The organism is Ruegeria halocynthiae, from assembly GCF_900106805.1.
GTDB lineage: Bacteria > Pseudomonadota > Alphaproteobacteria > Rhodobacterales > Rhodobacteraceae > Ruegeria > Ruegeria halocynthiae.
The window spans coordinates 150,536-171,654 of record NZ_FNNP01000007.1 but is presented as its reverse complement, the minus strand read 5'-3'; the positions used below and the strand labels follow the sequence as shown (position 1 = coordinate 171,654).

General features: G+C 57.5%; 25 protein-coding genes. 11 read left to right on the top strand and 14 right to left on the bottom strand.

Features of this window, described 5'->3' with window-relative positions; translation table 11 throughout:
- Positions 1-5: 5 nt before the first annotated feature.
- Together BLU89_RS16580 and BLU89_RS16575 are read left to right on the top strand one after the other, a co-directional pair.
- Positions 6-764, top strand: a complete 759-nt coding sequence (locus BLU89_RS16580) for an electron transfer flavoprotein subunit beta/FixA family protein (protein ID WP_074738056.1) — start codon at positions 6-8, stop codon at positions 762-764.
- Positions 764-1,693, top strand: a complete 930-nt coding sequence (locus tag BLU89_RS16575; protein ID WP_074738054.1) for an electron transfer flavoprotein subunit alpha/FixB family protein — start codon at positions 764-766, stop codon at positions 1,691-1,693. Before BLU89_RS16580 ends, BLU89_RS16575 begins: the two co-directional genes overlap by 1 nt.
- A gap of 68 nt (positions 1,694-1,761) precedes the next feature.
- Here the strand turns inward: BLU89_RS16575 and BLU89_RS16570 are convergent, their stop codons facing one another.
- Positions 1,762-2,580 carry a DUF6473 family protein gene (locus tag BLU89_RS16570; protein WP_074738087.1) on the bottom strand — a complete coding sequence of 273 codons (819 nt, stop codon included), beginning with the start codon at positions 2,578-2,580 and terminating at the stop codon, positions 1,762-1,764.
- Between the two features lie 162 nt (positions 2,581-2,742).
- Here BLU89_RS16570 and BLU89_RS16565 point away from each other — a divergent pair, with 162 nt between their 5' ends.
- On the top strand, positions 2,743-3,618 hold the full coding sequence (locus BLU89_RS16565) for a 3-hydroxybutyryl-CoA dehydrogenase (protein ID WP_074738052.1): 876 nt from the start codon (positions 2,743-2,745) through the stop codon (positions 3,616-3,618).
- Between the two features lie 78 nt (positions 3,619-3,696).
- Here BLU89_RS16565 and BLU89_RS16560 read toward each other — a convergent pair whose 3' ends face one another.
- The 7 genes from BLU89_RS16560 to BLU89_RS16530 are packed head-to-tail and all read right to left on the bottom strand — an operon-like array spanning position 3,697 to position 9,103.
- A complete protein-coding gene (locus tag BLU89_RS16560) occupies positions 3,697-4,587 on the bottom strand; it encodes a lysophospholipid acyltransferase family protein (protein ID WP_074738050.1) in 891 nt (296 codons plus the stop codon).
- Positions 4,588-4,629: 42 nt separating this feature from the next.
- Positions 4,630-4,899 (bottom strand): HPr family phosphocarrier protein, encoded by a 270-nt coding sequence (locus BLU89_RS16555; RefSeq protein WP_074738048.1) that lies wholly within the window; start codon positions 4,897-4,899, stop codon positions 4,630-4,632.
- Positions 4,900-4,915: 16 nt separating this feature from the next.
- Entirely contained in the window at positions 4,916-5,308 is a 393-nt protein-coding gene (locus tag BLU89_RS16550) for a PTS sugar transporter subunit IIA (RefSeq protein ID WP_039541780.1), read from the bottom strand.
- Entirely contained in the window at positions 5,305-6,186 is an 882-nt protein-coding gene (rapZ, locus tag BLU89_RS16545) for an RNase adapter RapZ (protein WP_074738085.1), read from the bottom strand. The genes BLU89_RS16550 and rapZ overlap by 4 nt, the downstream gene beginning before the upstream one ends.
- A complete protein-coding gene (locus BLU89_RS16540; RefSeq protein ID WP_074738046.1) occupies positions 6,183-6,653 on the bottom strand; it encodes an HPr kinase/phosphorylase in 471 nt (156 codons plus the stop codon). The genes rapZ and BLU89_RS16540 overlap by 4 nt, the downstream gene beginning before the upstream one ends.
- A gap of 3 nt (positions 6,654-6,656) precedes the next feature.
- Positions 6,657-8,366, bottom strand: a complete 1,710-nt coding sequence (locus BLU89_RS16535; protein WP_074738044.1) for a sensor histidine kinase — start codon at positions 8,364-8,366, stop codon at positions 6,657-6,659.
- A gap of 32 nt (positions 8,367-8,398) precedes the next feature.
- The gene (locus tag BLU89_RS16530; RefSeq protein WP_074738042.1) at positions 8,399-9,103 is read right to left on the bottom strand and encodes a response regulator transcription factor; all 705 of its coding nucleotides are present in this window, start codon (positions 9,101-9,103) and stop codon (positions 8,399-8,401) included.
- A gap of 344 nt (positions 9,104-9,447) precedes the next feature.
- Between BLU89_RS16530 and BLU89_RS16525 the strand changes: the two genes are divergently transcribed.
- From BLU89_RS16525 to BLU89_RS16515, 3 genes are all read left to right on the top strand, one after another.
- Positions 9,448-11,046: a phosphoenolpyruvate carboxykinase gene (locus BLU89_RS16525; RefSeq protein WP_074738040.1), complete on the top strand. Its 1,599-nt coding sequence runs from the start codon at positions 9,448-9,450 to the stop codon at positions 11,044-11,046.
- Positions 11,047-11,367: 321 nt separating this feature from the next.
- Positions 11,368-11,658, top strand: a complete 291-nt coding sequence (locus BLU89_RS16520) for a hypothetical protein (RefSeq protein WP_074738038.1) — start codon at positions 11,368-11,370, stop codon at positions 11,656-11,658.
- A gap of 33 nt (positions 11,659-11,691) precedes the next feature.
- On the top strand, positions 11,692-12,234 hold the full coding sequence (locus BLU89_RS16515; RefSeq protein WP_245709772.1) for a hypothetical protein: 543 nt from the start codon (positions 11,692-11,694) through the stop codon (positions 12,232-12,234).
- Here the strand turns inward: BLU89_RS16515 and BLU89_RS16510 are convergent.
- Positions 12,231-12,995 (bottom strand): sulfite exporter TauE/SafE family protein, encoded by a 765-nt coding sequence (locus BLU89_RS16510; protein ID WP_074738081.1) that lies wholly within the window; start codon positions 12,993-12,995, stop codon positions 12,231-12,233. The two genes, BLU89_RS16515 and BLU89_RS16510, sit on opposite strands and share 4 nt — an antisense overlap.
- A 143-nt stretch (positions 12,996-13,138) precedes the next feature.
- On the opposite strand from BLU89_RS16510, the gene BLU89_RS16505 reads away from it, so the two are divergent.
- The 3 genes from BLU89_RS16505 to BLU89_RS16495 all read left to right on the top strand — a co-directional run bounded on the left by BLU89_RS16505 (position 13,139) and on the right by BLU89_RS16495 (position 15,988).
- The gene (locus tag BLU89_RS16505) at positions 13,139-14,830 is read left to right on the top strand and encodes an acyl-CoA dehydrogenase family protein (protein WP_074738036.1); all 1,692 of its coding nucleotides are present in this window, start codon (positions 13,139-13,141) and stop codon (positions 14,828-14,830) included.
- Positions 14,831-15,040: 210 nt separating this feature from the next.
- Positions 15,041-15,583 carry a hypothetical protein gene (locus BLU89_RS16500; protein ID WP_074738079.1) on the top strand — a complete coding sequence of 181 codons (543 nt, stop codon included), beginning with the start codon at positions 15,041-15,043 and terminating at the stop codon, positions 15,581-15,583.
- A 12-nt stretch (positions 15,584-15,595) separates the two neighbouring features.
- Complete coding sequence (locus BLU89_RS16495) at positions 15,596-15,988, top strand: META domain-containing protein (protein ID WP_074738034.1); 393 nt, start codon at positions 15,596-15,598, stop codon at positions 15,986-15,988.
- Here the strand turns inward: BLU89_RS16495 and recO are convergent.
- The gene (gene recO, locus BLU89_RS16490) at positions 15,972-16,697 is read right to left on the bottom strand and encodes a DNA repair protein RecO (protein WP_074738032.1); all 726 of its coding nucleotides are present in this window, start codon (positions 16,695-16,697) and stop codon (positions 15,972-15,974) included. The genes BLU89_RS16495 and recO overlap by 17 nt on opposite strands.
- A 165-nt stretch (positions 16,698-16,862) precedes the next feature.
- Between recO and BLU89_RS16485 the strand changes: the two genes are divergently transcribed.
- On the top strand, positions 16,863-17,252 hold the full coding sequence (locus BLU89_RS16485) for a VOC family protein (RefSeq protein ID WP_074738030.1): 390 nt from the start codon (positions 16,863-16,865) through the stop codon (positions 17,250-17,252).
- Positions 17,253-17,317: 65 nt separating this feature from the next.
- On the opposite strand, the gene BLU89_RS16480 is transcribed toward BLU89_RS16485, so the two are convergent.
- The 3 genes from BLU89_RS16480 to era form a co-directional block, all read right to left on the bottom strand.
- The gene (locus BLU89_RS16480) at positions 17,318-17,641 is read right to left on the bottom strand and encodes a SemiSWEET transporter (protein ID WP_083347776.1); all 324 of its coding nucleotides are present in this window, start codon (positions 17,639-17,641) and stop codon (positions 17,318-17,320) included.
- 119 nt (positions 17,642-17,760) lie between these two features.
- On the bottom strand, positions 17,761-18,090 hold the full coding sequence (locus tag BLU89_RS16475; RefSeq protein ID WP_074738026.1) for a DUF1491 family protein: 330 nt from the start codon (positions 18,088-18,090) through the stop codon (positions 17,761-17,763).
- 55 nt (positions 18,091-18,145) lie between these two features.
- On the bottom strand, positions 18,146-19,054 hold the full coding sequence (gene era / locus BLU89_RS16470) for a GTPase Era (RefSeq protein WP_074738024.1): 909 nt from the start codon (positions 19,052-19,054) through the stop codon (positions 18,146-18,148).
- A gap of 164 nt (positions 19,055-19,218) precedes the next feature.
- Between era and BLU89_RS16465 the strand changes: the two genes are divergently transcribed.
- Positions 19,219-20,595 (top strand): multicopper oxidase family protein, encoded by a 1,377-nt coding sequence (locus BLU89_RS16465; protein WP_074738022.1) that lies wholly within the window; start codon positions 19,219-19,221, stop codon positions 20,593-20,595.
- 32 nt (positions 20,596-20,627) lie between these two features.
- Here the strand turns inward: BLU89_RS16465 and BLU89_RS16460 are convergent, their stop codons facing one another.
- The gene (locus BLU89_RS16460) at positions 20,628-21,104 is read right to left on the bottom strand and encodes a hypothetical protein (protein WP_074738020.1); all 477 of its coding nucleotides are present in this window, start codon (positions 21,102-21,104) and stop codon (positions 20,628-20,630) included.
- Positions 21,105-21,119 lie beyond the last annotated feature (15 nt).

Sequence of the window (21,119 nt, the reverse complement as noted above, 5' to 3'; positions counted from 1 at the left end):
CAAAAATGAAGGTACTTGTGCCTGTCAAGCGCGTGATCGACTACAACGTTAAGGTTCGTGTGAAAGCGGACGGCAGCGGTGTTGATCTCGCCAATGTAAAAATGTCGATGAACCCCTTCGACGAAATCGCGGTAGAAGAGGCTATCCGCCTGAAAGAAGCGGGCAAGGCTGACGAAGTTGTTGCCGTTTCTATCGGTGTGAAGCAGTCGCAGGAAACCCTGCGTACTGCTCTGGCCATGGGTGCGGACCGCGCCATTCTGGTGATTGCAGCCGACGACGTCCATCAGGACATCGAGCCGTTGGCCGTGGCCAAGATCCTGGCCAAAGTGGTCGAGGAAGAGCAGCCGGGCATCGTTCTGGCTGGTAAGCAGGCGATCGACAACGATATGAACGCCACCGGCCAGATGCTGTCGGCCCTGCTGGGCTGGAGCCAGGGCACCTTTGCGTCCGAATTGGACATCGAAGGCGATACCGCCAAGGTTACACGCGAAGTGGACGGCGGTCTGCAGACCATCAGCGTCAAGATGCCGACCATCGTGACCGTTGATTTGCGTCTGAACGAGCCGCGCTATGCGTCGCTGCCCAACATCATGAAGGCGAAGAAAAAGCCGCTGGATGAGAAGACTGCCGCCGATTACGGCGTCGATGTCACGCCGCGTCTGGAAATCGTCAAGACCGACGAGCCAGCGGCACGTGCCGCTGGTATCATCGTTGGCTCAGTAGATGAGCTGGTCGAGAAACTCAAAGAAGCGGGGGCTGTGTAATGGCTGTTCTTCTTCTCGCCGAAGTTAACAATGGCGAACTAGCGATGGACGCCACCGCCAAGGCCGTCAACGCCGCAAAGGCGCTGGGTGACATTACCATCCTGGCCGCAGGAGGTTCAGCCGCCGCAGCCGGTGAGGCCGCCGCCAAGATCGACGGTGTGTCCAAGGTCCTGGTTGCCGAGGATGCCTCGCTGGGTCACCGCCTGGCGGAATCGACCGCGACCCTGATCGTGGGTCTGGCCGATGGCTACGAGCATATCGTTGCCCCTGCGACCACCGACGCCAAAAACGTGATGCCGCGCGTTGCTGCGCTGCTGGATGTGATGGTGATCTCGGATGCATCCGGCGTTGTTGACGGCTCGACCTTCGAGCGCCCGATCTATGCCGGCAACGCGATCCAGACCGTGAAATCGAACGACGCCAAGAAGGTCATCACCCTGCGGACCGCCAGCTTTGATGCTGCAGGCGAAGGTGGCGCCGCCCCGGTCGAGACTGTCTCGGTTCCGGGTTCGGATGGCCTGTCGTCGTGGGTTGAGGACAAGGTTGCCGCAAGCGATCGTCCGGAACTGACGTCGGCCGGTGTGGTTGTTTCGGGCGGCCGTGGTGTCGGCTCGGAAGAAGACTTCAAACTGATCGAAGGTCTGGCCGACAAGCTGGGCGCGGCCGTTGGCGCGTCAAGGGCTGCGGTGGATTCGGGCTATGCGCCGAACGACTGGCAGGTGGGTCAGACCGGTAAGGTTGTTGCGCCTGATCTGTATGTTGCAGTCGGCATCTCGGGCGCCATCCAGCACTTGGCCGGAATGAAAGACTCCAAGATCATCGTTGCGATCAACAAAGACGAAGAAGCGCCGATCTTCCAGGTCGCCGATTTTGGTCTTGTCGCTGACCTGTTCCAAGCTGTGCCGGAACTCACTGAGAAACTCGGCTGATTTCAGACAAAGATTTTTCGCCGAAAAATCTTGGAAGGCCCGCTAATGGCGGGCCTTTTCTTTTCCGGTTAGACACCCAGGTCACGAATCGTACGCGCCAGAGACTCCGCTATTATACGATGCGTCGCCGGGCCAATCATATGTTCGGCTACAGGCTGCTGCAGAGTGCCAAACAACATGTCCTCAATCTCGTCAGATACGCCCGAGGCCTGAACACGCAGGCTGATGGAGGCTGTACATTGGGGTTTTAGTGCACCGATCATCGACGCATCTCGCATTATTGAATCGCGTGACGACGTGTCCAACGCGCAATCCTCCACTTCCAGGTCCAACAGCACCACGGGGGGGCGAACTTTGCCCAGAAATGTGCTGAGCTTTTCGATCCACCCTTTTCGCAGTTCCTGCTCCACAAGCTCAAATCGGGCATCCGAATGCGCCCTCAGGCGCGTCAGGAGATGACGTACAAAGTGGATATCCGTAAAATCCACATCGGGATACAGCGCGATCAATTCCGGGGTTGGCGCCACAAAACGGTCATTACGGCGGGGATGCACGCGATAGAACCGATTTGATTGTCCCAACACACCCGGCATCTGCATAATGCAGATATCGGACCGATTCACGATATCCAGCAGAGCTGCTTCCTGTGTCAACACCTCAACTCCGCAAAACAGGCTGCCAAGGTTAAGGCATCTGCGATCCAGTCGACGTTCCAACAATCCGGGAAACGGAGACTCCACGAATCGGCCAAAGGTCTCTTCTCCGCCTAGGCACGCCAGATAGGGACTGTTCAGTGCCCTTTGCGGGCCTCTGAAACGCAGCTTCGAAGACCCGTAACAACACGTGGTTTCAGCGGATCGCTCCGCATTGATCGATTGATAGCTCATCACACTCACCCAAATATTCACCCGGTTACCATTTTGCAGCCGCAGGTCTTGCGAAATCCCTAATGCGCGCATTTGAAGCGAATTTGACTGGTCCGATCCCCTTGCCGCCCGCGCGGAACTGCCGATAATGTCGCCACATCCTGCGAACAAGGACACCAGAACATGGACGTAAAATCAGTCGGAGTGATCGGCGCTGGACAGATGGGCAATGGTATCGCCCATGTCATGGCGCTGGCAGAGTATGATGTTCTGCTAAACGATATCAGCCAAGACGCGCTGGATGACGCGGTTGCGACGATTGAGGCCAATTTGGTGCGTCAGGCGTCACGCGGAAAAATCACGGATGATGCCGTCAAAGCTGCGATGGGACGGATCACCACCACGTTGAACCTGCCCGATCTGGGACAAACCGATCTTGTGATTGAGGCCGCAACCGAGCGGGAGACGGTCAAGCAGGCGATCTTTGAGGATCTGCTTCCACATCTGTTGCCGCATACGATACTGACCTCGAACACGTCGTCGATCTCGATCACCCGGCTGGCCAGCCGTACCGACCGGCCCGAGCGCTTCATGGGGTTCCACTTCATGAATCCGGTGCCGGTGATGCAACTGGTCGAACTGATCCGGGGCATCGCCACAGATGAGCCGACGTTCAGTGCGTGCAAAGCGGTGGTTGACCGGTTAGGTAAAACTTCGGCCAGTGCCGAAGACTTTCCGGCCTTTATCGTCAATCGCATTTTGATGCCAATGATCAACGAGGCGGTCTATACCCTGTACGAAGGGGTCGGGAATGTGCAATCCATTGACCAGTCGATGAAACTGGGTGCCAATCACCCTATGGGACCTCTCGAACTGGCGGATTTCATCGGTTTGGATACCTGCCTGGCGATCATGAACGTGCTGCATGACGGGCTGGCCGATACCAAGTATCGCCCCTGCCCGCTGCTGACCAAATATGTCGAAGCCGGATGGCTGGGCCGCAAGACCGAGCGCGGGTTTTATGATTATCGAGGCGAGGTACCTGTGCCGACGCGCTAGGGATTAAGAGGGCTGCCCTCTCTTGAGATAGTGGCTCAATTCATTCCTGGGAAGATTAGAGCCAGATGAAGGGCCGGATCAGGACTTGCCTAGGGCGAGCGTGTGATCTCGGAGCCAGGCCATAAAGCCACGGGGATCGCGTTCCAGCAACGCCATGTCTTCATCTGAAATCGGGTCCCCAATGACCGGAGACTGCGGCTTGTTGCAGGAGCGGACGATTTCGTGCAGCAGCAGTCCCTGACGCAGGATCGGCGACAGACGGTTTGCGATCTGGTACCAGCGAGAATTGCTGCCCGGGAAAAAGATTGGGACAACTTTGGCACCCGAGCGGCGGATCATCTTTGCTGTAAAGACATTCCATTCCTGCTCCTGCGCAGGTCCGAACCAATCATCAGATGACATGACAACGCCCGAAGGGAATAGCGCCACGACACCGCCGTCAGCCAGATGCTTCATCGACTTACCGCGCATCTCAAGCATCTTGGCCTGTGCTTCCGGATCATGTGGGAAAGGCACTGGAATCATGAATGAGGTTGCGGCCTCATCAAGGCCGGTCAGGACCGAGCGTGTCAGAATGCGATAGTCGCTACGGGTGCGGCCGATCAGCTCGGCCAGAATCATGCCGTCGACCATGCCATGCGGGTGGTTGGCCACAACGACGACCGGGCCCTCTTTGGGGATCCGGGCAATCTGTTCAGCGGGGGTGGTGAGATCAATGCCCATCACCTCGAGTGCACCGCCCCAGAATTTTTGGCCGCGATAATACTCGTTTTGTTTCTCGAATTTGTTGACCATGCGCAAGATGGTCAATTTCCCCGTAAACCACTCGATGGCGCGAATGGCCGTAGACGTCCAGGCATCGTCAAACGAGTTGGCGTAGGTCAGCGTTTTGCGGTCGTAGATTTCACCTTGGGTGGTGTCATGCTCAGCGACTGGGCCGGTCTTAGTTTCGTGCGTGGTTTCCGCCAATTGCTTGGTCTTTCCGTCCTTGGTATCGTGGCAGCAGCGCTGTCAGAACCCCTCACCAAATTTATCGTTCACCAAAGTTTCTAACGCTTCCGCCAACGCCTCAGCATCCGGGCCAGACGTCTCGACGTCAATAGTGGTTCCGCGCGACGCTGCCAACATCAAAAGACCCATGATACTATCGCCCGATGCAGAAAGCCCGTCACGCGACACCTCGGCAAGTGCATCAAAGCCTTCGACCACCTCGACCAATTTGGCCGAGGCGCGGGCGTGCAGGCCCTTTTCGTTGATAATTTTCAAACTCTTGGTCGTCATAAGAACCTATCCGGTATCAATCCAGCGTCACATTTTGCGCATTGATGTATTTTCGTCCAGCTTCCAGCGCCAGACGCACGGCCTCGGCCAGTGGCAGGTGGCGGCTTTTGGCCAGTTTGATGAGCATGGGCAGGTTGGCCCCGTAAAGGATTCGCCGGTCTTGCGGCGCGCAGGCGCGCAGGCTGAGATTCGATGGGCTGCCGCCGAACAGATCAGTCACAACAACGACGCCATCGCCCATGTCTACCTCGTCGGCGGCACGGCAGATTTCAGCTTGTTTCGCTTCGCGATCATGGTCCGCTTCGATCGGAATGGCCACCAGTCCAGGCTGCTTTCCAACCACATGCTGCGTGGCGGCCAGATACTCCTGCGCCAACCCACCATGTGCAACAATTACGATCCCGATCACTCCGGCCTCACATTCAACGCGCGTCGTTCCATTTCGCGATGCCTAATTGCCACCTGCTGGCCCCCTTCCGCAAGGGCCTTTGCAACCGCTTCCGCCACGGCGACCGAGCGGTGCTGCCCGCCGGTGCACCCGAATGCGACCGACAGGTGCGCTTTGCCCTCGTTTCGGAAGGCCGGAAGCAGTTCGATCAACAGATCTACAACCCGGTCGAAGAACGTCACATAATTCGCATCTGACTGAACATAGGCCGCTACATCGCCATTACGACCATCGGCCGCACGCAGTTCGGGCCGCCAATAGGGATTGGCCAGAAACCGGCAATCGAACACCATGTCCAGACCGCGTGGCAGGCCACGTTTGTACGAGAAGGATTCGATCGATACCGCCAGATGTCGCCCGCCTTTTGGGGCAAACCAGCGTTCGACCTCTTCACGCAACTGGTGAACATTCAGCGCGCTTGTGTCGATGAGCGTATCCGCAATCTCACGAATCGGGGCCAACAGTTCCTTTTCTTGCCGAATGCCGGTTGCCGGGCTGGCATCCGTGGCAACCGGGTGGCGACGACGGGTTTCCGAGAACCGGCGCAGCAGCATTTCGTCACTGCAATCCAGATAGAGAATGCTTGGATCAACAAACTCCATACGGCCCAGTTTGGCGGCGAGTTCGATAAATCCAATGGTAGAGAAATCACGGTTGCGCGCGTCGATCCCCAAAGCCATGGGGGGCGTAGGATTGGACGGCTCAAGCAACCGGACCAGCAGACCCATCGGCAGGTTATCGATCGCTTCGAACCCAAGGTCTTCAAGCACATGGATAGCGGTAGACCGGCCCGCGCCCGAAGGGCCTGTCACCAGAACGACGCGCCGTTGTGTTGTCATGTATTCGGCCATTCCGGGGCCACGCGCCCCATTTTCACAAGTTGCAGAAGTCCTGCAGCCAAATTGGGCACGCCGTCGACCCGAAGCAAGGGAAGAGTTTGCCCCAACAACAGAATTTCCGCAGGATCTGGCAGTCTTGCAGGTTCGGCTTGATCAAGATCCACAACGTAAGCCAAAGGGACTGGTCCCACAGGGTCTGCCCGCAGCAGCCCGATCCCTCGCGCCTCGATCAGTCCGCGGATTTGCGGAACGGCATCTGCCATCACATCGCCGTCCCGCGCTGACAGATTGATCCGGTCATCCGCGACAAGCCTCGCGCCCAGCATCATCATCTGCAGTGCAAGCGCCGATTTACCCGCGCCCGAAGCACCAATGATCAATATTCCAGCGCCATCCACTGCCACGCAGGTGGCGTGAACACATGCGGTTTTCTGATCTGCGATGTCTGAAAAAGGGATCGCGTTCATGACTTAGATGGGCAACCCAACCACAAACCGCGCGCCCAGCGGGTCCGATGTAATATCGGCTTCGGTCGGACGGATGTTTTCAGCCCAGATCACACCACCATGGGCTTCGACGATCTGTTTCGAAATCGCCAGGCCCAGACCTGAGTTGTTGCCAAAATGCTCTTCGGGGCGCTGAGAGTAGAAGCGTTTGAAAATCTTGGTCAGCGCCTGATCCGGAATGCCGGGTCCGGTATCTTCAACCACAACAAGTACGCGATTGTCCCGCCGGCGAACCCAGACACGGATGGCATCCTTGTCCTCGCAAAAGGAAATCGCGTTGGTGATCAAATTGACAAACACCTGCGCCAGACGCGCTTCGAGCCCGTCGACCTCGATAGATCCGGATGGCAGGTCGGTTATATAGTCGATGCCCTTCGAACGGGCATCCTCGCCCAGAAACTGGCTGATATTGCCCAGCAGATTGAGCAGATCAAAGGGCTGCTCTTCTTCCTTAACGAGTTCCGCATCCAGCCGTGACGCGTTCGATATATCGCTGACCAGACGGTCCAGCCGCCGCACGTCATGTTCGATCACCCCCAGCAGCTTTTCACGCTGATCATCGCGCTTAACCAATCGCATGGTGCCAACGGCCGATTGTAAGCTGGCAAGCGGGTTCTTGATCTCATGTGCCACATCGGCGGCGAATTGTTCGTTTGCATCAATCCGATTGTAGAGTGCCGTGACCATCCCGCGCAGAGCCTGGCTGAGGCGGCCAATCTCGTCGGGGCGGGCGCTAAGGTCAGGGATACGGATACGCCCCGGATTCACACCCGCGCCACGATCCTTGCCCAACTCGGCGGCGGCGGCCAGATCGGCAAGCGGGTTGGCAATAGTCGAAGCCAGTACAAGGCTCAGACCGATCGAAACCAGCAGCGCCACGACGAACATCTGAAGGATACGCTCCTGCTCTTTGCGGGCCAGTGCATCGATCTCGCCTGCCGGGCCTGCCATGGCGACAGCACCCACGGGCACCTCGTCCAACAGGATCGGGGCAACCGCCACGATCACCGTCTTGCCCTGGTCGTCCTTTACGGCCTGCACCTGCATCCCGCCGTTAAGCGCCTTCGGGATCATTTCCTGCACCCGCTGCGCAAGCGTCGGGGCCTCAATTTCAGAAGAGCTGCTAAAGATCGCGGATACGCCATTCCACACCACATTCAGCGCATCGCTGATCAACGTGCTTCCGGTGGTAGTGTCGGCGTCCCGATGCAACAGGCTGGGCAGTTCGGACGACGATGATGCACCCCGTGTCCAACCGATCAGCGTACCGGTGCCGTCGTAGACAAAGACCTCACCACCCTCGGGCAGGCTGAGCCCCGACAGCGTATCCCGTACGTCCAGCGCCCCAGCACCCCCGTCCGAGGGTTGACGCAGCTGGGTCTCGAAAACATTGCTGACAAGCTGCGCATCTCCGACCAGGTTTTGCGCAGTCTGCTGCACCCGCTCTTTTCGGGTGTCGTCCAGATACAGCAACCCCGCCACCAGAATGACCAGAGCGATCAGATTGAATGTGATAATTCTGCGCGCCAGAGGCGAATAGCGCAGCGTAAAGATATTTCGTCGCGACCGCTTGGCCTGCAATTCGGCCGACTCGGAATCTTGGGGAATGACCCAGTCATCCCCAAGAACGACGTCTGCGTCGCGCACTTGGTTGGCTTGTTCAGTATCGCGCACGAGACCCCTTCGCCCTTTAAAAACGGCCGCGCCTATTCTTCGTTATAACGATATCCGATACCGTACAGCGTTTCGATCGCCGAAAACTCGGTATCGGCGACCCGCATCTTCTTGCGCAGACGCTTGATATGGCTATCGATGGTCCGGTCATCCACATAGACCTGATCATCATAGGCCACATCCATCAACTGATCACGGCTTTTTACAAAGCCGGGTCGTTGCGCCAGAGCCTGCAGCAACAGAAACTCAGTCACGGTCAACGAAACATCATTGCCTTTCCAGCTGACCGCATGGCGTAGCGGGTCCATCCGCAACTCACCGCGTTCCATCACTTTGGTGTCGCCAGTGGTGGCGTTGGTTACATCACCGTCGACTGCTTCCTGGCGGCGCAGTAGCGCACGGATACGTTCGACCAAAAGGCGCTGCGAGAACGGTTTCTTAACGTAGTCATCCGCGCCCATACGCAGGCCCAGAACCTCGTCAATCTCGTCATCCTTGGAGGTCAGGAAAATCACCGGCATCTGGGTTTTCTGCCGCAGGCGCTGCAACAGATCCATGCCGTCCATCCGCGGCATCTTGATATCCAGAACGGCCATGTCCGGCAGCTTCTTGTTGAAAGCGTCCAGCGCAGCCTGACCATCATTATATGTTTCGACCTCAAACCCTTCGGCTTCGAGAGTCATGGACACGGACGTCAGGATATTTCTGTCGTCGTCCACAAGTGCAATCTTTGACATCGGGTTCACCCCTATTCCTGCTCACTCGCGCAATAATACGCTTTTTTGTAAGGCATTGTTGGCGGTTTTAAGCCGCCGAATCAATCCGTAACTGCGAATCGTGCCTTTCTTGCGGCAGGGATGCGGCAAATTTGCCTTGCTGCACTCAAATTGCCGCCTTGATTTGATGCAGGCATTTTGTGATGGCGCTAAACCTGAACTTGGTTGCGCTAACTCCTGCCAACCTGCCTGTTCATGCCCTAAAGTACCATGATAAGAGGCGCTTGACCGCCGGCAGATTCCGGTATCCGCCCCAATGGCGCACAAGGCCAACCGCCAATGCGCCGCCACAGGAGAAGACACACATGACATCTGGACGGGTTAACCCGCAATTCCGCCTCGAAGATCAGGGCATCGAGGGTCTGGGCAATGTCTATTACAACTTCATGGAACCGGCGCTGATCGAAGAAGCGCTCAAGCGCGGCGAAGGTACCCTTGGCAAGGGCGGAGCATTTCTGGTCACTACCGGCAAGTTCACCGGTCGTTCCCCCAAGGACAAGCACGTCGTCAAAACCGACAGCGTGGCTGATACTATCTGGTGGGAAAACAATGCAGCCATGAGCCCTGAGGGCTTTGACGCACTGTATGAGGACATGCTGGCCCATATGAAAGGCCGCGATTACTTCGTGCAGGACCTCGTGGGCGGAGCTGACCCCAGTTACTCGATCAATGTGCGCATGGTCACCGAGTTAGCCTGGCACAACTTATTCATCCGTCACCTGCTGCGTCGCCCGGATCATGAGGATCTGGATGAGTTCACCGCAGATTTCACCGTCATCAACTGCCCCAGTTTTCAAGCAGACCCGACCAAGCATGGCTGCCGCAGCGAGACTGTCATCGCGCTGAACTTTGATCGCAAGCTGATCCTGATAGGCGGCACTGAATATGCAGGTGAGAACAAAAAATCCGTCTTCACGCTGCTGAACTACATGCTGCCCGACAAAGGCGTGATGCCGATGCACTGTTCAGCGAACCATGCAGTTGGCAACCCAGTCGACACCGCCGTGTTCTTTGGCCTGTCCGGCACCGGCAAAACCACCCTTTCTGCCGATCCGTCCCGTATCCTGATCGGGGATGACGAACATGGCTGGTCAGATCGTGGAACCTTCAACTTTGAAGGCGGTTGCTATGCCAAGACCATCAACCTGAATGCCGAGGCCGAGCCGGAAATCTACGCGACGACCTCGAAATTCGGCACCGTGATCGAGAACATGATCTTCGATCCTGAGACCAAAGAACTCGACTTCAACGACGATTCACTGACCGCGAATATGCGCTGCGCCTATCCGCTGGAATACATTTCGAATGCATCCAGCAGTGCCTTGGGCGGACACCCGAAGAACATCATCATGCTGACCTGCGACGCGTTTGGCGTGCTACCTCCGATCGCACGGCTGACGCCAGCGCAGGCAATGTATCACTTCCTGTCGGGCTTCACCTCCAAGGTAGCCGGGACCGAGCGTGGTGTTACCGAGCCGCAGCCAACCTTCTCAACCTGCTTTGGCGCGCCCTTCATGCCACGTCGCCCCGAAGCCTATGGCAACCTGCTACGCGACAAGATCGCCCAGCACGGTGCCACCTGCTGGCTGGTCAACACCGGCTGGACCGGCGGCGCCTATGGCGTTGGCAGTCGGATGCCGATCAAGGCCACCCGTGCCTTGCTGACGGCCGCGCTGGAGGGATCGCTGACTGATGCGGAATTCCGCAAGGATGCCAATTTCGGCTTCGACGTGCCGGTTTCCGTACCGGGCGTACCCGAAGTTCTGCTGGATCCGCGCCGCACCTGGGACGATCAGGCAGCGTTCGACAAGCAGGCAGAGAAGTTGGTGCAAATGTTTGCCGAGAACTTCGAGCAGTATCTGCCCTTCATCGATGAAGATATCAAAGCCGTCGCAATCGGCTGACCGGAACCGGGGGTCATCACGGCCCCCGCTTCACCCAAAGTTACGCTGCGGCACCTGAAAGCTAACGGACAAGTTCATTGCGAGAACGGGTAAGTTGCGCTATCGAATTCTATCAATATAGCGCAGGAGCCCGGCGTATTTCAGCGGCGGAATCCTTGAAATTCAACTTTGGGCGATCCGGGCGACTTTGCTCACACCGCGTTCGGGCCGTCCCAGAAGGTAATGATTGTATCCACAAGGGGATGGGTGTCGGATTGATGTGTTTCACAGGCTACGGCCTTTCCATGTGCCTCATTCAGACACGGAAATGATAGGCACGTTATGACTGAAATTTCAAAACTCACCGAACTTCGCAAACTGATGCAAAGCATGGAGCGCACTCTGGGGCTGGAGGAACTATCCCCGGTCGAGCGGGACATCTACTACGCCGCCGAAGAGCTTTCGAAAAACGCTCAGGAGGTCCGCACCTTTGGTCTGATCGAACATACACTGGTCAAAAGCGTCTCGCGCCCGACCTTCTTCCGTGCCCTTAAATCGCTGGTTCAGAAAGGTTACCTTTCGCAAAGCGGAAGCGCCAATCGCGGGCGGTATGTGGTCCATGCGCCCAGGTGATCGCCGCCTGAAAACTGGAAACGGCTGATCCTCGTGCACAGATGGGCCTCTGACACTTTCTACGCCTCATTGGCCTACATTGCCGCATCGTTCCTCACATTCGAGGTCCTGATGCCGCTTCAGAACATCTTTTTTCCGGAATATCCCAGCCATGCCAGCCTGCTGTTTCTCCCGCACGGGGTGCGGGTACTGGCGGCGTGGTTGCTGGGGTGGCGCGCGATCTTTGCACTGCTGCCCGGCGTCGTGATCGTCTTTGCGTTGATCGGCGGTTGGGATGTCCTTCTGCCCAGCAGATTACTGGCGATAACCATCGCGGTCACGATTGTACCTGCGGTCTTTTATACCTGCAAAGCTTTGGGGTGGGACCTGTTTCCGCGCTCTGATCGCAAACCATGTTGGTTGTGCGTGATGGGGGTCGGGATCATAACCTCGGTTTTGGGTTCGATCCTCACCAATGCAGCCTTTGGAAGCGCCCCCGCTGAATATATCGCGTTTCTGATTGGCGATATATCAGGTCTGTTATTTCTGATGTTGGGTCTGCATTTCGCATTCCGAATGGCCGAAAAACACAGCTAGCCCAGAATGCCACGCCTGAGCAGATTCAGCCCGGCAATCAGCAGTACCAGCAACGTAAGCTTGCGAAACTGTACCTGATCAATCCGGTCCTGCAGAAACAGGCCTCCGCGCATCCCCGCAAGAGCCGGAAGAACCAACAGCGCCGAGAACAAAGCCGTCTCAGCCCGCAGGATACCCGAACCCACATGCGCGACCACCAGCGCCAGCGCCCCCAGACCATAGATCACTCCCTGAACGCGCATCTGATCTTTCTTAGACGTGTTCAACGCCGTCAGATAGGCCACGGTCGGCGGCCCCCATACGCCAGAAATGCCTCCGACGGCACCGGCAACCGCGCCGACGATTGCCTCAACCCGGACCGACGGGGCCTGCAGGGTCAGCCTGAGCCCCATAAGCTGAACCAATGCAAAGAAGAACACCGGCACACCCAAGGTCAGAAGAAAGGCCTTTGGCGACAATACGTTGATCAGTTGTGCACTCGCCAGAAGGCAGATCAGACCAACCCCGAGAAACACCCGAAACTTGCGCACCGAAGCGACGGCGGCCGTTCTGCCTTCGCGTAGGGCCTGCAAGCTGTTGGTCACCAAAGTTGGCAGGATTAACCCGGCCAGCGCAAGATTAGGAGGCAGCATCATGCTGAGCCCCGACACCAAGACCATTGGCATAGCAAAGCCGACCATACCTTTGACCCATCCCGCCACAAAAGCGACGACCAGTGAAAGATAAAGCTCCTGCGGAGACACAAGCGAAAACAATTCCATCAGCCCTTCATAACACCTCGGATTTTTTCTGCACCGCAAAACGTTCGAGAAATATTTGAACTTTTCTTGGGTTATTTTCGTATTTTTGTTGCGCTGCACGTGCAGCATGATATGACCAGACGACCCAGCAGAGGACCTGATTCATGGCCCATGACGGACAGGATATGACGAACATGACGCAGCCGACGGCACTGCCCAACCTATTGACACTTAGCGCAGCAGCCCTGCCCGCGGTGAACGCGGTATTCGACAAGGCGCGCAGCTCGGTCCGCGAGATGGTGACAAGCGACGGGCGGATCTCGGGCGCACTGATCGAGGCGCATCAGACGGCAGCGCATGGGTTGGCGTGGCTGGCAACCTACAACCAGTCACTGCAACAGATGCAACGCTGGGCTGAGGCGCTGCAGGCCGAAGGGAAATTCGGCGAGATGGAGCAGTTGCTGCATCAAATCGCCTTTGGCGAATACCTGCACCAGATCGCTGGTGGCATCCCGATGAACCAGGGGGAAGTTGTGCGTTTGCAGGACCTTGGTCTTGGCTGGGACGCTCTGTCAGGTTTCCAATGCAGCGAAGTGCAGACCCTGATGGCACAAGCCAATTCTCAGGCCGCGCGGTCCCGTCTGGTCGAACTGATGCAGGAGCAATCCGGCACCACCATGTTCGGTGCGTCTGGTCTAGACGACGAGTTAGAGATGATCCGTGATCAATTCCGCCGCTATGCTGTTGAAAAGGTTGAACCAAATGCCCACGAATGGCACCTCAAGGACGAACTGATCCCGATCGAGATCATCGAAGAACTGGCCGAGATGGGCGTGTTCGGCCTGACCATCCCCGAGGAATTTGGCGGCTTTGGGCTGTCCAAAGCCTCGATGTGTGTGGTCTCCGAGGAACTGTCGCGCGGCTATATCGGCGTGGGCTCTTTGGGTACCCGGTCCGAAATCGCGGCTGAACTGATCATTGCGGGTGGCACGGATGAGCAAAAAGCCAACTGGCTGCCGAAACTCGCCAGCGCCGAAATCCTGCCAACCGCCGTATTTACCGAGCCCAACACCGGGTCTGATCTGGGCAGCCTACGGGCGCGGGCTGTCAAGGGCGAGGATGGTAACTATAAGATAACAGGAAACAAAACATGGATCACGCACGCTGCGCGCACCCATGTGATGACCCTGTTGGCGCGCACCAACCCCGACAGCACCGATCACCGCGGCCTGTCGATGTTCCTGGCTGAAAAGACACCTGGAACCGACGAGAACCCCTTCCCCACCCCAGGTATGACCGGTGGCGAGATCGAGGTGCTGGGTTATCGCGGCATGAAGGAATACGAGCTGGGCTTTGATGGCTTCGAAGTGAAGGGCGAAAACCTTCTGGGTGGCGAAGAAGGCAAAGGTTTCAAGCAGTTGATGGAAACCTTCGAGTCCGCTCGCATCCAGACAGCCGCCCGCGCCATTGGTGTGGCGCAGAGCGCTTTGGACATCGCCATGCAATATGCGCAGGACCGTAAGCAGTTCGGCAAATCTCTGATCAACTTCCCTCGCGTTTCGGGCAAGCTGGCGATGATGGCGGTTGAGATCATGATCGCGCGTCAGCTAACCTATTTCTCGGCTTGGGAAAAAGACCACGGTCAGCGCTGCGACCTTGAAGCTGGAATGGCCAAACTGTTGGGGGCCCGGGTCGCCTGGGCGGCGGCAGATAACGGGTTGCAGATCCATGGCGGCAATGGGTTCGCTTTGGAATACAAGATAAGCCGCGTGCTGTGTGACGCGCGCATCCTGAACATCTTTGAAGGCGCCGCCGAAATTCAGGCGCAGGTCATCGCGCGGCGATTGCTGGGCTAACGCCCGAACCGATGCAGTTTCCCCAACTGAACCCGGCCTCGCGCCGGGTTTTCTTTTTCTTCTGAGTTGTACAGGTCGCAAAGCCCAAATCTTCCGAGTTGTACAACTCGGATTTGTGGTTCGATGATCGAAACTTCCCCCTCGGATCGCATGCCGGAATCAGATAAAGGGCAGCAACCGGCCCGCAGGCTGACCAAAGGAGAATCGCGCGTGAAAGTCATCATCTCAATTTTGGCCACCTGTTTGGCCCTCGCCGGATGCGCCATGGCTCCGGTCACCGGGTCCGACGACGTGGACCAGTTGGCGCAAGCAATCCAGCAACTGGACCCCGAGGTTGACCCGGCCGAAGCACGACGCGCCGCCGAGATATCCTATGCCTATTCCAGCCAACTGAAACAGGAATGGAACGTCACCGATCCGGCCCTCATCCACAATGCCAAGATCATCAACGGCTTTCGCGAAAAGGGCCTGTGTAATGACTGGGCGCAAGCGATGACCACACGTCTGAAACAAGAGAATTTTCGCACGCTGGATCTGCACTGGATCACCTCGCCCCCAACCGCATTTCGGATCATCCACCATTCGGCCCTGATCAGCGCCAAGGGGGATTCGATGTCTGATGGCATCATCCTCGATCCATGGCGAAACAGTGGTGTATTGCACTGGGCACCGCTTCGCGAAGACACTAAATACAACTGGCGGCCACGCCTAGAGGTGCGGGAAGACCTGATAAGCGGCGCGAACCCCTATTGATCGGATACTGCGATGATGCGTTTGGCCCTGATCCTACCCTTAGTGGCGCTTTTCCAATGCGACAAGGACGAGTCTGTGGCCGCCTATGGCGCGGCGGATCAGGCATGGGCGCTGCACGAAATCGATGGGCAACCCTTTGAGGCAAGTGCCCTGTTGCGCTTTCCCGAAGAAGGGCGGATCGCGGGCAATGCCCCCTGCAACACCTATTCGGGCACGTTGAACGCCCCCTATCCGTGGTTCGAGATCGCCGATCTGGCCGCGACCCGCGCGGCCTGTGCCGGGTTGGAGGCCGAGGGGTTCTATTTCGCCGCACTAATGTCGATGACCCAATCCGAAGTGTCAGGCGATGTGTTGATCCTGCGCAACGAGGACGGGCATGAAATGGTGTTCAAAGCCGTCGAGTAAACTGCGCCACGAACCGTGCGCGCGCATCTGGCAAAGGGGTGTTGCCAAGCGAAGGCGCCAGATGGTTCTCAAGAAAATACCCGGTCGTGCGCAGCGCATCGGCAATCTCGGCATCCGGTGCGGACCCTTCCCCCCGTAGACAGGCCGGCAGTGGCAACAGCTTGTCAGCCCACTCTCCTGCCCCCGCGGCACTGACCGCACGACCGGTTTTTGGCGAGACATAGATCAACCCTTCGGTCGTCCCCGTCACCGCGCAGGCCGAGAGATCGAGACCAAAGCCTAGCTCTTCCAGCAAGGCCAGCTCCCAACGCAGATAGGCCAGCGGCCAGACCTCATCCTGCCCCAACAGGTCCATCAATTGTTCGGTTTGCCTGTAGATCGCCGGGTGCGGTTCACGTTCAGGCAGACAAAAGGACAGCAAAGCCACCACAGCGTTCAGCCCTGACAGCGCAAGCCGCCCGGAAAATGCTGCTGCTGCGCGCGACCGCAGGGGTTCGACCTGAAAGGTGCCAATATGTTCCTCAAGTCGGGCGCGCCACAGCACGTCCAGTTGGGCACCGGGCTGCAGGATGGGCGCAATCTTGCGGCTGGTGCCACCGCGCACAACACCCGCATGACGACCGTGGGTCTCGGTAAAGACCTCGATAATCGCCGCCGTCTCGCCGTGGCGGCGAGAGGTCAGGAGTATGCCATGATCACGCCAGTCCAAGTTCAACCTCGTTCAGTCACCAGATGTCTGCAGGAGAACTTATGACCGTTACGCGTTCAAGGTACAAACGGGCCTGCAGGCTGTTTCGCGGACCAGAAAGCCATTGTGTGAAAACGGCAAGAGCATTAATGTTCGCTTTATGTTCTTCATAATGGGATTCGAACAATGTCTCTTAACTACGTCATGATCGGTTCAAACGACGTCACCAAGGCACGCGCATATTACGACGCGGTTGTGCCCGAAATAGGCGGCAAGGTCATCGCCGAATACATGCCGCACGCGGTCTGCTATGAACTGCGCGGCGGCGGGTCAATGTGGGTTGCAACCCCCTTCGATAAGAAGGCAGCGTCGGTTGGAAACGGCAATATGGTCGGCCTGCTGTGCCAAAGCGAGGCGGAAGTTCGCGAAGCGCACGCAACGGCCCTGGCAAATGGTGGAACAAACGAAGGCGACCCGGGTGAACGTCCGCAATATGGTCCGAACTTCTTTGGCGCTTATGCGCGCGACCCGGATGGGAACAAGATGAGTTTTGTTTATTTCGGCGACGCTGGTTGATCGCGCCATCGGTGCAACTGTCAACTTCGAGATCAAAGTGCCCGCATTTTTGCGGGCATGTCCGCCTAGAACGTCACCCCGGCGTGGAGCAGGATGCCGAGTACCATCAGCAGGTCGAGCACCGTCGAAATACCGTTGCCGACATAGATTGGGAGTTTCTTGACCAGAATGCCGTAGATGAACCAAAGAAAAGACAGCGCGGCATACAGCGACCAGGACAGCAGTGATTGACCGGACGCATGGTCGCTATGGGTGAGATAGAGCTTGATCAACTGCGGCAATGTCGCGAACGGGCCGACAACACCGACGAAGACCATGAAGCCTTCGAACCGTTGCATCCAGTGACCGAATTCCGACCTTTGAAGCTTTTGACTCAGTGTTTCGCGCAAGAGAGCACCTCTTTTACTATTGGTACGCCGCGAGAGATCGCTTTTTCGGCGACAGCGGTTTTCTAATTAGCGGTTTTGGTCGAGGTGACCAAGACCCCTGACCAGATTCGAAAAGCTCATTATTCAAGGCCCTCTTCACCGAGCAAGTGCCGCCCTTGCCGGTCTTCGACCTCGATCACCCAGAGATCGGGGTCAAAGCTGCGTTGTCTGGTGATGGCGGCGTCTACTTCGGCCTCAGGCCCGCTGGAGAGTTCCACCCATTTTCGTTCTCCGCTCATCAGGTCGAAACTGCGCTGGAATGCCACCGCCTGACCGTCGAGCGTATTGAGCTTGACCAGCACCGCACCTGCGGTGTCATCACCATGAGCGACAACAAAACCCGGTATTTCCTGAAACCGCAGCCGCGCCAGATAGGCTTGCACCCAGAATTCCGCCGTCAGCCGGGTCATCGCGCGGACTTATCCGCTGGTCCCGAGAATTTTCGACGAAAATTCTTGGTCCGTGTCATGCGTTGCCGTCTTTGAAATCCAAACCCATCTCCGAGTAGCGCTCGGATTCCTCCAACCAGTTGGGTCGAACTTTGATCTGCAGGAACAGGTGGATCTTGCGATCAAGGAACTCTTCCAATTCGGCCCGCGCGGCCTGGCTGACTGCTTTGATCGTCTCGCCTTTTTTGCCCAGCACGATACCTTTGTGGCCGTCGCGCATGACATAGATGATCTGATCGATCTTGGCAGAACCGTCCTTGCGCTCTTCCCAGTTCTCGGTCTCAACCGTCATCTGGTAGGGCAGTTCCTGATGCAGACGCAAGGTCAGTTTCTCGCGCGTCATCTCGGCAGCGATCATCCGCAAAGGCAGATCGGCGATCTGATCTTCGGGATAAAGCCACGGGCCTTCGGGTAGTTTCGAGGCCAGCCATTTGCGCAGATCGTCAACGCCATGGCCCTTTTCGGCAGAGATCATGAAGGTTTCGGCAAACGGATAGCGCGCATTCAGGTCACTGGTTAGTGCCAGCAGTTTCTCGGAGGGTACTTTGTCGATCTTGTTGATCGCCAACGCAATCATGCGGCCCTGCCCGATCTCTTCAAGCCCTTCGAGGATACGTTCGACCCCTTCGGTGATGCCGCGATGGGCCTCGATCATCAGTATGACCACATCTGCATCGGCGGCTCCGCCCCATGCGGCGGCGACCATGGCGCGATCCAGTCGGCGGCGGGGTTTGAAAAGGCCGGGCGTGTCCACAAAAACCAGCTGCGCATCGCCTTCCATCGCAACGCCACGGATGCGCGCGCGCGTGGTTTGCACCTTATGGGTCACGATCGAGACCTTTGCCCCGACCATGCGGTTCAGCAGAGTGGATTTGCCTGCGTTGGGCTCTCCGATCAGGGCGATAAATCCGGCGCGTGTGGTCATGAGTGATGCTATCCTGTTTGCAAGTGCGCATCCCTATAGCAGAATGGCCGGGCGGGCCAGAGGGTTTTGTCGCATTGCGATCCGGCGCGTAGGCTGGCACCAAAGCAACGTGCCGTGCCAGAGCCAGAGCTAGCCAGGCAATCATCCTTTCAGTGAGGCGAGATATGAAACGTCGCGAGTTTCTTTTGGGTAGCGGAGCCGCTGCAGGTGCATTGGGTCTGGGTGGATTCGCGCTGGCGTCAGGCCCGCAGGAGCTGGCGATACAACCCGCAAGCTTTTCCCTGCGAGAACAGGTGACGGAAGGCATGGTCAGCCTGTCACCTGATGCACCGCCGCCGGTTCTGTATGGCAAACAGGGAGAGGTGATGCGGTTGCCCGTGCGCAATACCCTGCCCGACTATACGGCGATGCATTGGCATGGGCTGCGGATCGCCAATCAGATGGATGGGGTGCCTTACCTGACGCAGATTCCGATGGGAGAAGGTGAAACCTTCCACTATGAATTCACACCTCCGGATGCGGGGACCTACTGGTATCACCCGCACTGTATGACTATGGAGCAGATGGCCCATGGATTGACCGGGGTCATGGTGATCACCGAGGCCGAGGACCCCGGTTTCAACAGCGAGCAGGTGATCAATCTGCGCGACTTTCGACTGGATGACGCTGGCGCGTTCCTGCCCGCTTATACGCCACGCGGGGCCGCCCGAGCCGGTACGTTTGGCAATGTACACACCGCGAACTGGATGCAAGCGCCGGCCTACGATCACGCGGCCGGAAGTCTGGTGCGATTGCGTGTGGTCAACACCGACACAACGCGGATCTACAAACTGCATCTGGATGGCGCGGGCGCCCGTATCATCGCTTGGGACGGGCATCCGGTAGAGATTGACGTGCCGATGCCCAGTGCAAATGACCCACTGCTGGTCGGACCCGGCCAACGCGTCGATTTTGCTGTGAGGATGCCTGAGAGTGAAAGCCAGACGATAAATCTGATGGCTAAACTTCCAGGGCAGCCCATGCGCGCGATGGCCAGGTTACGAGCCCTCGGTGCTTCGGTGGCACGAGATCTGCGCGAGTTGTCACCCCTGGTTGCCAACCCAGTCGCAAAGCCAAATTTGGACAATGCCCAACTGCACGAATTTGTATTTGGCTGGACCCCGGAAGGGGGTGAACCGAATAATGGATTCTGCGGTTCTCTGGGCTATAACTTCTGGTCGATCAATCGCACGCCATGGCCGGGAGATGCCGCGCAGGATGTCGGGCCTCTGGCGACGCTGGAAATGGACAAGAGCTATGTTTTGCGGCTGCGGAATGAATCCCCCAATCTGCATCCTATCCATCTGCACGGGCTGGCATTCATACCGATCAAATCGAACCTGCGCACCTTGCCGCCGCTGATGACGGACACGATGCTGTTGTTGAAAGATGAGGTGGTTGAGATCGCGCTGGTCGCGGACAATCCCGGAGATTGGGCATTTCATTGCCATGTGATCGAGCACCAGAAGACCGGGCTGACAGGGTTCATTCGGGTGGTCTGAGGAGCGGGTCGCGCCCCTCAGATTTAGCAGGGTCAGGCGTCCCGGCGGGCGATCAGGCGCAGGATCGCGACTAGTACGATGCCGTAAAGCACATGGCCAATCAGTGCGACCCAGGTGATCCCGGTAAAGTTCAGAAACGGCGGCAAGCCCGAGAAGGTGGTAACGCCTCCGATTGCAAAGACCCACAGCCCAAATCCGTAGATGGCCGATGCCACCACCCAGTGGCCCCGGCCCAAAACACGCGCCCAGATCGGTTTGAACACATAGGCCCATCCCATCGGATAAGCGATCAGGCCTACGATGTAGAAGTGGATGAAAAAGCCCAAGAACGCGTCAGTTGGCAACCCAAGACGACCAAGCAAGCTGCTTGCCAATCCTTCCGGTGACAGGTTTGCCCAACCGAGTGATGGGCTGATGATCTGCCCCCATGTGTCAAATGCTATGGTGGCGAAAAACCCGGCGATGAATAAGAACCCGATATAGGTTGCACTCAGTCTGCTATTTTCCATTGAACCGCTCTCAAT

Bases quoted from the DNA above. Each gene is read 5' to 3' on its own strand.
- BLU89_RS16580 (WP_074738056.1), top strand. From the start codon at position 6: ATGAAGGTACTTGTGCCTGTCAAGCGCGTGATCGACTACAACGTTAAG.
- BLU89_RS16575 (WP_074738054.1), top strand. From the start codon at position 764: ATGGCTGTTCTTCTTCTCGCCGAAGTTAACAATGGCGAACTAGCGATG.
- BLU89_RS16570 (WP_074738087.1), bottom strand. From the start codon at position 2,580: ATGAGCTATCAATCGATCAATGCGGAGCGATCCGCTGAAACCACGTGT.
- BLU89_RS16565 (WP_074738052.1), top strand. From the start codon at position 2,743: ATGGACGTAAAATCAGTCGGAGTGATCGGCGCTGGACAGATGGGCAAT.
- BLU89_RS16555 (WP_074738048.1), bottom strand. From the start codon at position 4,899: ATGACGACCAAGAGTTTGAAAATTATCAACGAAAAGGGCCTGCACGCC.
- rapZ (WP_074738085.1), bottom strand. From the start codon at position 6,186: ATGACAACACAACGGCGCGTCGTTCTGGTGACAGGCCCTTCGGGCGCG.
- BLU89_RS16540 (WP_074738046.1), bottom strand. From the start codon at position 6,653: ATGAACGCGATCCCTTTTTCAGACATCGCAGATCAGAAAACCGCATGT.
- BLU89_RS16530 (WP_074738042.1), bottom strand. From the start codon at position 9,103: ATGTCAAAGATTGCACTTGTGGACGACGACAGAAATATCCTGACGTCC.
- BLU89_RS16525 (WP_074738040.1), top strand. From the start codon at position 9,448: ATGACATCTGGACGGGTTAACCCGCAATTCCGCCTCGAAGATCAGGGC.
- BLU89_RS16520 (WP_074738038.1), top strand. From the start codon at position 11,368: ATGACTGAAATTTCAAAACTCACCGAACTTCGCAAACTGATGCAAAGC.
- BLU89_RS16510 (WP_074738081.1), bottom strand. From the start codon at position 12,995: ATGGAATTGTTTTCGCTTGTGTCTCCGCAGGAGCTTTATCTTTCACTG.
- BLU89_RS16505 (WP_074738036.1), top strand. From the start codon at position 13,139: ATGGCCCATGACGGACAGGATATGACGAACATGACGCAGCCGACGGCA.
- BLU89_RS16495 (WP_074738034.1), top strand. From the start codon at position 15,596: ATGATGCGTTTGGCCCTGATCCTACCCTTAGTGGCGCTTTTCCAATGC.
- BLU89_RS16485 (WP_074738030.1), top strand. From the start codon at position 16,863: ATGTCTCTTAACTACGTCATGATCGGTTCAAACGACGTCACCAAGGCA.
- BLU89_RS16475 (WP_074738026.1), bottom strand. From the start codon at position 18,090: ATGACCCGGCTGACGGCGGAATTCTGGGTGCAAGCCTATCTGGCGCGG.
- era (WP_074738024.1), bottom strand. From the start codon at position 19,054: ATGACCACACGCGCCGGATTTATCGCCCTGATCGGAGAGCCCAACGCA.
- BLU89_RS16465 (WP_074738022.1), top strand. From the start codon at position 19,219: ATGAAACGTCGCGAGTTTCTTTTGGGTAGCGGAGCCGCTGCAGGTGCA.
- BLU89_RS16460 (WP_074738020.1), bottom strand. From the start codon at position 21,104: ATGGAAAATAGCAGACTGAGTGCAACCTATATCGGGTTCTTATTCATC.